The following is a 14,305-nucleotide window of genomic DNA, read 5'->3' as shown; positions in this document are numbered from 1 at the left end:
CATGCATGAGCAATCGCTGATTGCCAATCTGAACATCTCCCAAATCTGTCAAGAAAATGTGAATTGGAAGCACTTAGACCACTTATTCTCCAAGTGCTCTGGTAAAGCAGCGTAGAATGGTGATGGTTTTTGAACAGTCTCTCAACCGCAAATGTAAAATACAGAAACAAAAAACTTGACAATATCGCGCTGTTTATAGTAAGGAAAGCTATGCTGGTATAATACCGGTTTAAATAGAACAAGGGAGTTTCAATTGCTGTTACAGAAGTATTTTGAGACCAGGTTGGAGCTGATTGAGCAAGGCTTAAAACGATTTATCGTTCCTGCGCAAGGACAAGCCGTGATGCTGAAATCCGCTATGAACTACGCGATATTCTCAGGCGGAAAACGCTGGCGTCCGCTGTTGCTGGTATCCATCTATGAGATGCTTAGCGGCTTCAAGAAAAATAAAGGACTCGGCGATGCCGTCCTGGCTGCCGTGGCGGTCGAATTGGTGCACAACGCATCTATCGTTCATGACGACATGCCAATGGTGATGAACGAAAATGAACGACGCTCCAATCAGGCTCTGCACATCAAATATGACAACACTATCGGCATCCTCACCGGGGACGCGCTCTATACGCTCGCCTTTGAAGTATTGGGCAATCTCGCCGATTCCGAGAAAGCGGTCGAAGCGATCCGCATTTTATCCAATTACAGCAAATCCTATGGCATGATCGGCGGGCAGGCGGTTGACCTTGAAAGCAAGCGCAAAATGATGAAGATCAACACCCTGCGCTATATCGACATGAAAAAGGTAGGTTCACTTTTACAAGCCTCCGCAGATATCGCATGCATGCTTGCCGGCGCAGATGAGAATGTCCGTCAGATCATGAATACCTATGCCATGAACCTCGCCATCACCTATCAAATGATCGAGGATATCATTGCAGATTATAGCCGCGGCAGCGAAGGGCTCGATTTTTCCGATGATTATGTGCCAGTTTCCCGGACAAGCTATACAGCGCTTTTGGGTTTCGATAAAGCGCGAAAACTGGCGGAACACACTTTGGAAGAATCTGTGAGGATGATAAAACCTTTCGCAAACAACGATGTCCTCGTAGAATTCATTCAGATGATCCAAGAGAGGCTTCCCTGATCCGATGATCGACGTTCATTGCCATATCATCCCGAAGCTGGACGACGGCTCCGATGATATCGACAAATCGGTCAAACAGCTTCGTCTGATGGCTGAAGGCGGAATTGAGCACGTGTTTCTCACCTCGCACTATTTCAAGGGGCACTATGAATACTCGCGCGATGTTTATGACGCCAGGTTTGAAGAGCTGAGCGCTGCGGTTTCTGCCGCGGATATGAATATCATGCTCCATCCTGGGTTTGAGATATTTTTACAACCGGGTATCCTGGATGACATTGTGGCAAAGGGGCTATATTTGGGAGATTCGGATTACGTGCTGCTGGAATCCGAGCTTAATGGACTGCCGAGCGATTTCTACGCAAACGTCTTTCCTCTGCTGCGCAAGGGTATCAAGCCCGTGTTGGCTCATGCAGAACGCTATGTCAGCATCATGCGCAAACCCACAGAGGCGCGAGACTTGATCGATAAAAACGTCTATTTGCAAGTGAACGCATCCAGTTTGCTTGGCTTCTATGGTGAGAAAGTTCGTAAGACGGCATGGACCCTGGTGGAAAACGGCTGGGTGCACTTTCTGGGCTCGGACGATCATGTCCGCGGATCTTATGGATCTTATTTCGCCGCTTTGGAACTGCTGGCAAAAAAAACGGATGGCTATACCGTCGAACTGCTGACGCAGAAATACCCGCACGCTATTTTGGAAAATCACAGCATTCCCTATCGATATGTCCAAGTGGAGCGCCCCCGTCACAAACACCGCAAGAAAAGCTTGTGGCGAAGAGTTTTTTCCTAAATGCCTAAGCTGCTGATAACCGGAATCACCGGCTTGATCGGTAAAGCCGTCCTCAAAGAGATTCTGGCAAAAAAACTGGGATTCGAGATCACGGCTTTGGTGAGACCTCAAACCGGAGTTGATCGCTTTGCATCATTCGTTGGCGAAGTGAACATCATAGAGCTCGATCTGGCGGATAACAGACACCTGAAGAACTATCTGTGGGAGAACGAGTTTGATTTCGTCGTGCACATCGGCGCTTTGCGCGGTGGGAGAAGATTCTCCCGGCAGGAATATCTCGCCGCCAATCTGCTTTCCACCCAACAAATAGTCGAATACTGCGTTGCCAGGAAAGCGAAACTGCTGTTTTGCTCTTCCGTGGGAGTCTTTGGTGCCATCCCAAACGAGCTTCCGGCAAACAATGAAAGCGATCGCAACCCTGATAACTATTACCATTTCACCAAGATCGAGTGCGAAAAAGTGATCAATCGTGCCGTGTTAAACGGGCTTTCCGCAGCTATCCTGCGTCCCTCGATCACCTATGGCAAAGGCGACAAGGGCTTTCCCTACCAGCTCGTGGCAATGGTGGATAAGTTTCATTTCATGGTCAGCAACAAACGCGTGTGGATTCATCTCTGCCATATCAATACGATCTCCAGCGCCTTTGTATGGCTGCTGGAAAACGATTTCAAACCGGGGCTCACGCTCAATGTTGCCGATCGCGAACCGGTGGCGCTTTTCGATCTGGTCAATTTCATCTCGCGTCAATTGCACGGCAAGAATTATCCTCCATATCTGAAACTCGATCATCGGCTTTTCCATCTCGGAGAAAGCATCACCCGTGTGATCAAAAACGAGCTGTGGGTCAGCCGCTTTCAATTGATCTCGCGCTCTTGGTTCTATTATGTGCGCGACGCTTATGAACTGATGGGACTGGAGGAGACTTTCACCATTCCCGGCATTCAGATCTGCATCGACGATTATCAGGGGAAAAATGGCGATCCCCATAATTAACGATTGGGAGAAGTATTTCCGCATTCCGCATGAGGGGCTTGGCTCTTCGTATGAAAGAGTTATACTGAACAACCTTCTGGACAAAGTCGTTGACCGATTTGATATCAAAAGCGCCATCGAAACTCCCTCTTTCGGGTTCACGGGGATCAGCGGTATCAACCTTATCCATCTGGCGGACAGAGGAATAGATATCACACTCGAGGATCACGACCCAGATCGGCTCAAGCTGATACAATCTCTCTGGCAGGAATTGAAACAGCCTTTAACCGCAAAACTCAACCTTGATTATCTGCATCTCGAATATGCGGATAAAAGCTTTGATCTCTCCTTTTCTTTTTCGGCGCTATGGTTTGTGCGTGATCTGAAACAGTATCTCACCGACCTTTCCAGAATCAGCAGCAAAGCGATCTTCATCAGCGTGCCGAATCAAAGCGGTATCGGCTATAAGGGACAGCTAAAGGGCTATACGCCTGAGCTTTATCCTGATCTGCACATCGATCATATCGATCCTGCTTCGATCATCGCTATCCTTGCCAAACTGGGCTGGCACTTGAGCGATTCGGCACTATTTGATTGTCCGCTCTGGCCCGATATCGGCATGAACAAAGAAGACTATCTCGGCAAGCTGCCAATCCTCGGTAACGTGTTGAAAAACAGTATCGATAAGAACAGACAGAGTAGCATATCCAAGCCGGTTTCCATCCTGGATTATTATCGTGGGCTTGATCAAGGATTCGCTGCCGGGATGATGCGCTATTCATGGTTGGAAAGACGGGCTCCTCAATGTTTTAAGCGCGTCTGGGCGCATCATTATTACATGCTGTTCCGTCCTCGTTGACGTCGGTCGAAATCAGTATCATGCCCCGTAAACGATTATATTCCATCATCTTCGGCAGCCTGATCGGCATCGGACTGCTGGTCATGTGGTTTCACTACATCGATCCGGCAGAACTTCTGGCTTCCATCAAACAAGTGCGGATCAACTATGTGATCATCGCTGCACTAATCTATCTCAGCGCATATTTTGTCCGCTCGGTGCGCTGGAACATCATCCTGCGCAATCAATGCCGCGTATCGCTGATTCGCACCTGGCTCTATAGCATGGGCGGAAACTTTGTGAACTATATGATCCCTATCCGTCTTGGCGAAGTGGTCAAAGCCTGGTTTGTAAAACGCAATCACGATATCGGCATGATCAAAGTGCTGCCTTCGATCTTCATCGATAAGTCCTTCGATACCATCGCCATCTTTTTCATTCTGATCTTGATCCCCTTTGTCAGCGTGAAGGTATCCACGGCGATGACTGTTCTGCTTTTGCTGCTGGGGCTCGTATTCCTTGTTTCTTTGGGCATCATCCTCTTTGCCGCCAGACGCAAAAGCGGAGTCGTGAACCTGCTGCAAAAGCTCTTTTCATGGTTGCCGATAAAGATCAGAGCCAAGGCGAATCAATATATCGAGCTCTTTATCCAGGGGCTGAATATCTTTGAGCATCATTGGTTGAATCTCGTGATCGCAATACTCTTAACCGCATTGGGCGTGATGCTGGACGGACTCTATTTCTTCCTGATCTTCAAGGCTTTCAACATCAGCTATCCCTTTGCCCTGGTGTTGTTTGGCTATACCCTGATAAACCTGTCCTATGCACTGCCCCAGCCACCGGCTCAGCTTGGCAGCAACGAATGGATGATGATTATCATCTTTTCCATCGGATTTGGGTTGACAACAGCAGACGCCTCAGTAATTATGGCATTCGCTCACGTATTGACCGCGTTGTTGATGAGCGGAGTCGGGCTCTTTGCCATCGGGCTGAGCGGACATCAGATTTTAAAAGCGGTGTTTAAAGGAGACAAGATTTATGAATAGCGACCTTATGGTGCAGCGAATTGGTGAATTGAAAGATGTGAAGCAAAATCTGTTGGCGCAGATTCGCAAGACTATAATCGGACAGGACAGGGTCGTCGAGCAAGTGCTCTGGGGGCTTTTCGGCAACGGGCATATGCTCATCGAAGGCGTTCCCGGGCTTGCCAAAACATTATTAATTTCGACGATCGCCAAGGCGCTGAATCTCTCGTTTGGCAGGATCCAGTTCACCCCAGATTTGATGCCTTCGGACATCACAGGGTCGGACATCCTGATCTCCAGCGCCGGCGGAGACATGAAACAGTTTCAATATATCAAGGGACCCATCTTTGCCAATATCATCCTGGCGGACGAAATCAACCGCACACCCCCCAAGACCCAAGCCGCGCTTTTACAAGCGATGCAGGAATATCACGTCAGCAGCGGAAACAACACTTGGCAGCTCGATCTGCCCTTCATCGTGATGGCGACCCAAAACCCGATTGAGCAGGAAGGCACCTATCCTTTGCCCGAGGCTCAGCTTGACCGTTTTATGCTCTATATCAACATCGATTATCCCAGCTATGATGAAGAACTGCAGATAGTTAAAAGCACCACCGGCGCAGAATTGGACAGTCCCAGTCCCCTTTTATCCGCTTCCCAGATCATCGAGTATCAAAACGCAGTGCGCAGTATGCCCTTGAGCCAACACGTGCTCGAATATGCCGTCAAACTCGTTCGCAGGACGCGTCCCAGCAATCCGGAAGCCGAAAAAAGCATCCAAAAATGGGTTTCATGGGGTGCCGGACCTCGCGCTTCACAATATCTGATCATTGCCGCCAAAGCCAAAGCCGCTCTCGACGGCAGGCTCACTCCCGCCGAAGATGACGTTCGCGCCGTGGCAGAGCCGGTACTCACTCATCGCATTCTCGTTTCTTTCGCTGCCGAAGCGGAAGGCATTAAATCCAAGGACATTATCAAAGATATCCTGGAGTAGCGCCATGAAAAGAATCCTTATTCTCTGCCTCATGCTTTTTGCTCTGATCCTCTGTGCCAACGCTATTGATAACAAATACTTGCACCAGCTTGCCCACATCAAAGGCATCAATGCCCTCGCCATCGAGGTGACGGAAAACCAAGTCTTTGCCCGAAGCCAAAACCAGCTATGGATCTATACCATCTTCAATCCCTGGCAACCGCGCATGGAAGCAGGCTTTCTTTCCACCGCCTTGATTGAAGACATCAATGTGATGAGCGATAACTACATTTTCTTTTGCAGTCAAGAAGCATCGAACACCATCGTCAGCATCGATTCGCTCAATAGCTATGGCAGAATCTATTTTACCAACTCTATTTTGGGCGACAAAATCACCCGTGAAGGTTCGATGCTCTACGTTGCCGACCGTTATCGCGGCATCGATTTCATCTATATCGGCAGCGGGGGGCTGCGAGAGATCAAATCCACCTTTTCCGAGAAATGGGGCATCAGAGATTTCCATGCCCAATATCCCTATCTCTATGCTCTGAATGATTTTGGCTTGGTGACCGTGGATATCACTGATCAACAGTTTCCCGTTAGCCTGGGCACAAATTATCAGATCAGTGACGCCCGCAGCCTGGTCAAAAACGGAGATACGATCTGGATTGGGGCCGGTAAGGAACTCCTTGCACTGAATGTTCGCGACCTGAGCAACCCCGTTTTGGTCAACCAATTCCGCCTTTCCAACGACATCCTGGATATGGAGATCAAAGACGACCGGCTCTTCCTCGCCCTTGGCAAAGGGGGAGTCAAAATCCTTGATGTGAAGAACCCTTTGCGCATTGCGGACATCAACACCATCTTTCCCCAAGCCGTAGTCTATGACATCGCACTGGATAAAGATCTCATCCTGCTCGCCCTGGGCAGAGACGGATGGATGATCTTCGAGTATCGATAGAAACAGCAGACCGGCGCTGAAAACCGGTTGACAGATTCGGCGTCCCCAAAAGACATGCATTGATCCGCGTCCCTGTAGCTCAGCTGGATAGAGTGGCACCCTCCGAAGGTGAAGGTCAGGCGTTCGAATCGCCTCAGGGACGCCATTTTTTTTCACTTGGAGAATAATGCAGAATGCAGAATGACGTGATCCTCACCATCGATGATCTCAGCAAGCAGATTGGCGATAAGACCATTCTGCGCAATATCTGTGTGGGCATTCACGCAACCGACAAGATCGGGATCGTGGGCATCAACGGTTCCGGTAAATCCACTCTGCTAAAGATTATCAGCAATCAGATCAGCGCCAGCACTGGAAATATTACCACCCGCAAAGATTTGAAGATCGCCCATCTGGAACAGGATGCCGAAATCGATCCCCGCGAAAGCGTGTTGAATCATGTCTTCGGCGGTCTCGACGTCAATCCCGAGGAGGATTATGTCTATAAAGCGGTGCTCACGCAACTTGGCATCACGGAATTTGACAAAGCCCTGGGACTTCTTTCCGGAGGTCAAAGACGCAAGACCGACCTCGCAAAAGCCTTGGTGCAAAACGCCGATCTGCTCATTCTCGACGAACCGACCAACCATCTGGACATGGACACCATCGAGTGGCTGCAGGAATATCTCGCCAAGCTCAACAAATGCGTGATCTTCGTCACCCACGACCGCTATTTCCTCGATGCCGTCTGCGATCAGATCTGGGAACTGGAGCACTGCCAATTGCATTGTTATCAAGGCAATTACAGCGAATTTGTACGCGGAAAGCTGCTGCGCGAGACGGGTATCAAACGCAAGGAAACCCGGCGTCAGGCACAGCTAAAAAAGGAACTCGACTGGCTCGCCCGCGGTGCCAAAGCACGCACTTCCAAACCGAAAAATCACGTTGACCGCGTCCGCGAACTCATCTCAAAATCCTACCTGATCTCAAATGCCGAGCTGAATATCTCCTTCATGACCGCCCGTCTGGGAAAAACCATACTGGAACTGCATAAACTGAGCAAAAGCTATGGCGCAGCTTCGCTTTTCAGGGACGTTGACCACATCTTTCAAGCGCAGGAACGCATCGGCATCATCGGTCCCAACGGTTGCGGCAAGACCACGCTTTTGAAACTGATCACCGGAGAGGAAATTCCCGATACCGGCAGCATCAAAGTGGGCTTGAATACCGATTTTTCTTACTACAAACAGGATGACGACACCTTCGACCCCAAGCTCAGCGTCTATGACTACATCGCCCAATTTGCCGAAGTCGTTCGCACCGCGGATGGAAACAAAGTCAGCGCCACCGAAATGCTCAAGCGTTTTCTCTTTGATGGCAAAATGCAGCAGCAAAAGCTTGGTGCCCTTTCCGGCGGCGAGAGAAAAAGACTGTATCTATTAAAATCGCTGATGTTTGGCAGCAATTTCATCATCATGGACGAGCCCACCAACGACCTGGACATCCGCACCCTCGAAATCCTCGAAGACTATCTGGATGCCTTCAAAGGCTGCATCATCATGGTTTCCCACGATCGCTTTTTCCTCGACCGGACGGTGGATTATCTCTTTATCTTCGAGGATGGAGAGATCCGCAAATTTCCTGGAAATTACTCCGACTACTTATTGGTGAAGAAATTCCAGACTGAAGAAGCGGAGGAACGTCAAAACCCCATCGTCCTCAAACCAAAACGCAGCCGCAAAGGACTGTCTTTCAACGAACAACGCGAGCTGAACCAGATCACCAAACTGATCGACGAGATCGAAAACCGCATCATTGACCTCGAAAACATGCTCGGCAGCGAACACAATTCCCTCTCCCACATGGATTATGCCACGATCAGCACTGAGCTGGAAACGCTGAATCAGGATCACCAAAAGCTGCTGTCACGCTGGATGGAACTGAGTGACAAGGATGAAACGTAGCGCAGCATGCCATTGCTGCGAAAACGATGATTAGCTAAGATTTTTCCTCCGCAGGATCGGCATCCTGCGCTACATGAAGGAACCCAGACTTACTTTGAGAAATGAATCCTGGTGAACAGAGCGTCCACGCTGAAGCTTTTGAAATTGTGTATGTTTCTGTTGTAAAATAGATAACCCTCTTTCATTCCTCCCGGCAGGATGTCCCCGAAGCTGAAATAATTGTTCAGCACCTCAAAATACTGCTCGCGGGCTTTATCATAATTCGCAGGAAGGGGATTGAGTGCGAAAGGATCTTGATAGTTTTCCATGAAAAAGCTCGACTGCATGCTGCCCAACACCAATTCCAGAGGGATGAAATCGTGCTGTTTGTCCTCCACGATGATGTTGAATGAGCTTTTACGCAAGCTGACTGTGCCTGAGGAGATGTTCTTGACTTTCAGGAAGAGCACAAAGAAATTGCTGTTGATACTTTGGACGTTGCCGATGTATGCTTGAGGGCGAATGGCGATGACGAGCGAATCGCTCAAAAGCACAGCCCAGCGATCCTCACTGCCATAACCTGGATTCGGCACCGGCACGTAGGGACGCACGATGCAGGCGCTCAGGACAAACAAGAGTATCGAAATCGAGATAAAGCTTCGGACTTTCATTGATCATCTCCTAAAAAAAAGGCGGAGACGCACAAGCTGCGCGTCCCCTGCCGATCTATCGTCTTGGGAACTATTATTCTTCGTCGTCCCCGGCATCTTCCTCGTCATCGATGTCCTCATCTTCGATTTCATCTTCATCAAGGTCGTTTTCCACGACCGTTGTGGTCAGCGGAATAATGGGAGGAGCGGATTTGATCTTTTCGACTTCTTTGTCGATCTCTTCATCCTCAGGCTCATTCGGAACGTTGGTGATGTCTCGCACCTTGTCCTTATCGTTGAGGTTGATGAGGCGCACGCCCTGGGTGTTTCTGCTGATCACGGAAATGTCCGAGACATTTTGACGGATGATCATGCCGTCCTGGGTGATGATCATCAAATCCTCGTTTTGGTTTACGAGCAGGAGAGCCGCCAGGTGGCCATTGCGGATCGTTGTTTTGAGCGTAATGACACCTTTGCTGCCACGCCGCGTGGTGGGATATGAACCGATCGAAGTCCTTTTGCCATAACCGTTTTCGCTCACCGCGAGGATGGTCTTTCCGCTGGGACTACCGTTTTCGATCATGTCGTCCTGAGAGATCACGCCCATGGAGATGACAAAGTCCTCGTCACGCAGACGGATGCCTCTCACGCCGCGGGTGTATCTTCCCATCTGACGGAAGCCTTTCTCGTTGAACCGGTTGCAATATCCGTTTTTGGTTGCGAGAATGATGTCGTCATTGCCTTCGGAGATGCGCGCATCAATGAGTTCGTCGCCTTCCATGAGTTTGATCGCGTGGATACCTGCAGCGCGGGGTCTGGAGAATGCTGTTAGCGCGGTTTTTTTGACCAGTCCGTTGCGGGTACACATAACGATATTGTGTTCCGCGGGGAAGTTTTTGAGCGTCACAAACGCGCGGATCTTTTCCTTATCCTGGAATTTGACGAGGTTCACTATCGCCTTTCCGCGAGCGGTGCGGCTGGCTTCCGGAAGTTCATAGACTTTCAGCCAGTGGCATCTGCCGTGATCGGTAAAGAGCAGAATATAGGAATGGTTTGATGCCACAAAGATATATTGGATGAAGTCGTCTTCTTTGAGGTTCGAAGCATTGAGCCCCTTGCCTCCTCTCCCCTGCACTTTGTAAGTATCAATGGGAATGCGCTTTACGTAGCCATCATGAGTGATGGTGACCACCATCAGTTCGTCCGCGATCAGATCTTCAATGTTGAAGCTGGAACCATAATTTTCCAAGATGGTGGTGCGCCGCGGATCCCCGAATTTATCACGGATTGCGACAGTCTCGGTCTTGATCAGTTCCATGCGGAGTTCGCGTCTTTCCACCAGTTCGCGCAGGCGGTTGATGGTTTGCAGCAGCTCGCTGTATTCTTGTTCGATCTTGTCTCTTTCGAGCCCGGTGAGGCGTTGCAGTCTCATCTCGAGGATGGCTTTCGCCTGAATCTCGGATAAGCCGAATTTCTCTTGTAGCTGTTGATTCGCTTCCGCCGGAGTCTGCGAAGCACGAATGGTTGCGATCACTTCGTCCAGGTGGTCGAGGGCGATCCGGTAGCCTTCCAAAATGTGCAGACGCTCTTCCGCATTGCGAAGTTCAAACAAGGTGCGGCGCAAGATCACATCATGACGGAACTGAATGAAATTGGTGATCATGTCCTTCATGGGCACGACCTGCGGGATGCCGTCAATGAGGCAGAGATTGATCACCCCGAATGTCGTTTGCAGCTGTGTATATTTGTAGAGCAGGTTGCGCACCACCTGACCGTCGTGATTGCGTTTCACCTGGATCACGAGGCGCATGCCGTCGCGTCCCGATTCATCACGGATATCGCTAATGCCTTCGATCTTCTTTTCCTTGACCAATTCGACGATGCGTTCGATCAAAAGTGTCTTCGTCACTTGGTAGGGAATCGAGCGGATGATGATGAATTCCTGCTCGGTTTCCGAAGTTTCGAGATCCGCTGTACCACGGATGATGAGGCGTCCGCGTCCGGTTTCAAAATAGTCTCTGATCCCTTCCGAACCGAGGACAAAGCCACCGGTGGGAAAATCCGGACCGACGATGTATTGTCTCAGATCCTGAGCTTCGAGCTCCGGATTGTCGATCAGGGCGATCATGGCATCGCAGATCTCGCCGATGTTGTGGGGCGCCATGTTTGTCGCCATGCCCACAGCGATGCCGGATGATCCGTTCACCAAGAGATTTGGGATGCGGCTGGGGAAAACTTCAGGCTCCTTGCGCGTTTCGTCGTAGTTGGATTTGTATTTGACGGTGTCTTTTTCCAGCTCGTCAAGCATTTCCATGGTGATCTTTTGCAGACGGGCTTCAGTATAACGCATCGCCGCCGGCGGATCTCCGTCAATGGAACCATAGTTTCCCTGTCCGTCAACCAGTTGATAGCGCATGTTCCATGGTTGCGCCATCCGCACGAGCGTGGGATAGACCACTTGCTCGCCGTGGGGGTGATAGTTTCCGGATGTGTCACCGGCGATCTTGGCGCATTTGCGAAAGTGTCCGCCGGGTGAAAGATTGAGTTCGTGCATGGCAAATATGATGCGTCTTTGCGATGGTTTTAGTCCGTCCCGGATATCCGGCAGGGCACGGCTCACGATCACGCTCATGGAATAATCCAGATACGCCTGTTTCAGTTGGTCTTCGATTTGTACGTTGATAATTCTGGTATGGTCGTCCATTTATTTCTCTCCCAATTCCTTAGATATCCAGATTCTTGACATAGCGGGCATTTTCCTGAATGAATGCACGACGGGGTTCGACCTCGTCGCCCATGAGGATTGTGAACATCCGGTCTGCCTCGATGGCATCGTCCATCTTGACGGAGATCATGGTGCGGACTGTGGGATCAAGCGTCGTTTCCCAAAGCTGTTCCGGATTCATTTCACCCAAGCCTTTGTAGCGCTGGATCATTACGCCCTTATCGCCAAACTCCGCGACTGCCGCATCGCGTTCTTCCTCGGTATAGACATATTTTTTCTGTTTGCCTTTGCGCACGAGGAAAAGAGGCGGGCGGGCGATATAGAGGTTTCCGTTGTCGATCAGAGGACGCATATAGCGGTAGAAAAAGGTCATCAGCAGAGTGCAAATGTGCGCTCCGTCCACGTCCGCGTCCGCCATGATGATCACTTTGTGATAGCGGATCTTGCTGACGTCAAAATCCTGTCCGATGCCTGCCCCGATGGCGAGGATGATCGGTTGGATCTTGTCGTTGTTGAGCACTTTATCCACGCGGGCTTTTTCCGTATTCAGCATCTTGCCCCAGAGCGGAAGGATCGCCTGAAATGATCGTTCGCGTCCCTGTTTGGCGGATCCGCCTGCTGAATCACCCTCGACCAGAAAGATTTCCGTCTTGGCTGGATCGTTCCAGGTGCAGTCTGCAAGCTTGCCGGGCAGAGAACCGCTTTCCAACACTGATTTGCGACGGGTGAGCTCTCTGGCTTTACGCGCGGCTTCTCTTGAGCGAGCTGCCATGATGCTTTTCATGGTGATATTCTTTGCCTCAGCGGGATGTTCTTCGAAATAGGTCATCAGTTTTTCATAGACGAGGGAGTTTACAAATCCTTCCACATCAGAGTTTTGCAGCTTTGTTTTCGTCTGACCTTCAAACTGAGGTTCGGACATCTTAACGCTCACCACCGCGGTCAAACCTTCGCGGATATCTTCGCCGGTGGGAGAGACTTTTTCGTTTTTCAGGAGATCGGCGTTCTTGATATAGGTGTTTACCGCGCGCGTAAGCCCGCTCTTAAAGCCGCTGAGATGCGTTCCGCCCTCAATGGTATTGATGTTATTGGCAAAGCTGAAGATGTTCTCCTGATAGCCCTCGTTGTATTGCAAGGCAACTTCGGCTTCGAGACCGTCGCGATTGGTGGTCACATAGATCGGCTTCTGTCCCACGGGTTTTTTGTTTTGGTTGAGATATTCGACGAAGGATCTGATGCCGCCGTCATATTTGAAATCATGCATGCGGTCGTTGCGTTCGTCTTTGAGGATGATGCGCACTCCGCTATTGAGGAAAGCGAGCTCGCGCAGACGTGTGGTCAGATAGTCAAAGCTAAACTCCACCGTTTCGAAGATCGTCCCATCCGGCTTAAAACGGATGACTGTGCCCTTGCGGTTGGTGTCTCCAAGGATTTTCAGCTCGGTAACCGGAATCCCTCGTTCATAGCGTTGGTAGTAGATCTTTTTGTCTCTGTGGATGCGGACTTCAAGGTATTCGGACAGTGCCACGACGACGGATACGCCCACTCCGTGCAATCCGCCGGATACTTTATAGGACTTGTCGTCAAATTTTCCGCCGGCGTGCAAAACGGTCATCACCACTTGCACCGCGGGCACATTCATTTCTTTGTGCATATCCACGGGAATGCCGCGTCCGTTATCATCGCATTCGATCACGCCCTCGGGGGTGATCGTGACTTTGATGAGATCGCAATATCCCGCCAAAGCTTCGTCGATAGAGTTGTCAACCACTTCATATACAAGGTGATGCAAGCCGCGTTCGCTGGTGCCGCCAATATACATTGCCGGGCGTTTGCGAACGGCTTCCAAGCCTTTCAGCACCTTGATATTACTCGCTGAGTAATTTGATTCTTGCATAATCTATTATCTCCTAAGATGTTACGGCGTTTATTATCCCCGCCGCTGATCAAGATCAGACCAGTTATGATTCTGTATCGTTATCTGATTGCAAAAAAATCAGATATAGGGTTTTTGTCAAGAATAATCGAATATTATTTCACATTTTTATTCGCTTTGTTTGCAATGACTTATGAGTGCGGTGAAAATTACGGAAAATATATCGTTATTCAGCCACCAAAACCGCCAAATCGAGGGACTGAAAGCAGGGCTTCAGTCAAACGTTGCTTAGCCCAAGTTTCGCATTTTAGGGACTAAGTTATTGGTATATATGACAGTCATTTTTCAGTTAGGCACTAAACTCTGTGTTTAGAGATGATTTGATTTTTGAAGACTTTGACGTTCAGCAGGGAGTAGATTTTGTCTGCCTTG

General features: G+C 49.8%; 11 protein-coding genes and 1 tRNA gene. 9 read left to right on the top strand and 3 right to left on the bottom strand.

The window, feature by feature from the left end:
- The first annotated feature begins 253 nt into the window (after nt 1-253).
- The 9 genes from Q8M98_00280 (at nt 254) to Q8M98_00240 (ending at nt 8,643) form a co-directional block, all read left to right on the top strand.
- Nucleotides 254-1,141 carry a polyprenyl synthetase family protein gene (locus tag Q8M98_00280; protein MDP3113187.1) on the top strand — a complete coding sequence of 296 codons (888 nt, stop codon included), beginning with the start codon at nt 254-256 and terminating at the stop codon, nt 1,139-1,141.
- Nucleotides 1,142-1,145: 4 nt separating this feature from the next.
- Nucleotides 1,146-1,931 (top strand): CpsB/CapC family capsule biosynthesis tyrosine phosphatase, encoded by a 786-nt coding sequence (locus Q8M98_00275; protein MDP3113186.1) that lies wholly within the window; start codon nt 1,146-1,148, stop codon nt 1,929-1,931.
- Nucleotides 1,932-2,924, top strand: coding sequence for an NAD-dependent epimerase/dehydratase family protein (locus Q8M98_00270; protein ID MDP3113185.1), 993 nt, complete (start codon nt 1,932-1,934; stop codon nt 2,922-2,924). It abuts the gene before it with no gap.
- Complete coding sequence (locus Q8M98_00265) at nt 2,905-3,762, top strand: methyltransferase domain-containing protein (protein MDP3113184.1); 858 nt, start codon at nt 2,905-2,907, stop codon at nt 3,760-3,762. The genes Q8M98_00270 and Q8M98_00265 overlap by 20 nt, the downstream gene beginning before the upstream one ends.
- A 20-nt stretch (nt 3,763-3,782) precedes the next feature.
- A complete protein-coding gene (locus Q8M98_00260) occupies nt 3,783-4,787 on the top strand; it encodes a lysylphosphatidylglycerol synthase transmembrane domain-containing protein (GenBank protein ID MDP3113183.1) in 1,005 nt (334 codons plus the stop codon).
- Nucleotides 4,780-5,760 (top strand): MoxR family ATPase, encoded by a 981-nt coding sequence (locus tag Q8M98_00255; protein ID MDP3113182.1) that lies wholly within the window; start codon nt 4,780-4,782, stop codon nt 5,758-5,760. The genes Q8M98_00260 and Q8M98_00255 overlap by 8 nt, the downstream gene beginning before the upstream one ends.
- A gap of 4 nt (nt 5,761-5,764) precedes the next feature.
- Nucleotides 5,765-6,700, top strand: coding sequence for a hypothetical protein (locus tag Q8M98_00250; GenBank protein MDP3113181.1), 936 nt, complete (start codon nt 5,765-5,767; stop codon nt 6,698-6,700).
- Nucleotides 6,701-6,768: 68 nt separating this feature from the next.
- Nucleotides 6,769-6,845 (top strand) — tRNA-Arg (locus tag Q8M98_00245).
- 28 nt (nt 6,846-6,873) lie between these two features.
- Nucleotides 6,874-8,643: an ABC-F family ATP-binding cassette domain-containing protein gene (locus tag Q8M98_00240; GenBank protein ID MDP3113180.1), complete on the top strand. Its 1,770-nt coding sequence runs from the start codon at nt 6,874-6,876 to the stop codon at nt 8,641-8,643.
- Nucleotides 8,644-8,732: 89 nt separating this feature from the next.
- Here Q8M98_00240 and Q8M98_00235 read toward each other — a convergent pair whose 3' ends face one another.
- The 3 genes from Q8M98_00235 to gyrB all read right to left on the bottom strand — a co-directional run bounded on the left by Q8M98_00235 (nt 8,733) and on the right by gyrB (nt 13,894).
- Nucleotides 8,733-9,293: a hypothetical protein gene (locus tag Q8M98_00235; GenBank protein ID MDP3113179.1), complete on the bottom strand. Its 561-nt coding sequence runs from the start codon at nt 9,291-9,293 to the stop codon at nt 8,733-8,735.
- 73 nt (nt 9,294-9,366) lie between these two features.
- Nucleotides 9,367-11,976, bottom strand: coding sequence for a DNA gyrase subunit A (gyrA, locus tag Q8M98_00230; protein MDP3113178.1), 2,610 nt, complete (start codon nt 11,974-11,976; stop codon nt 9,367-9,369).
- A 19-nt stretch (nt 11,977-11,995) separates the two neighbouring features.
- Nucleotides 11,996-13,894: a DNA topoisomerase (ATP-hydrolyzing) subunit B gene (gene gyrB / locus Q8M98_00225; protein MDP3113177.1), complete on the bottom strand. Its 1,899-nt coding sequence runs from the start codon at nt 13,892-13,894 to the stop codon at nt 11,996-11,998.
- Nucleotides 13,895-14,305: the final 411 nt, after the last annotated feature.

This window comes from Candidatus Cloacimonadaceae bacterium (assembly GCA_030693415.1).
Taxonomy (GTDB): Bacteria; Cloacimonadota; Cloacimonadia; order Cloacimonadales; family Cloacimonadaceae; genus JAUYAR01.
This window is presented reverse-complemented; position numbering and strand designations above follow the sequence as displayed.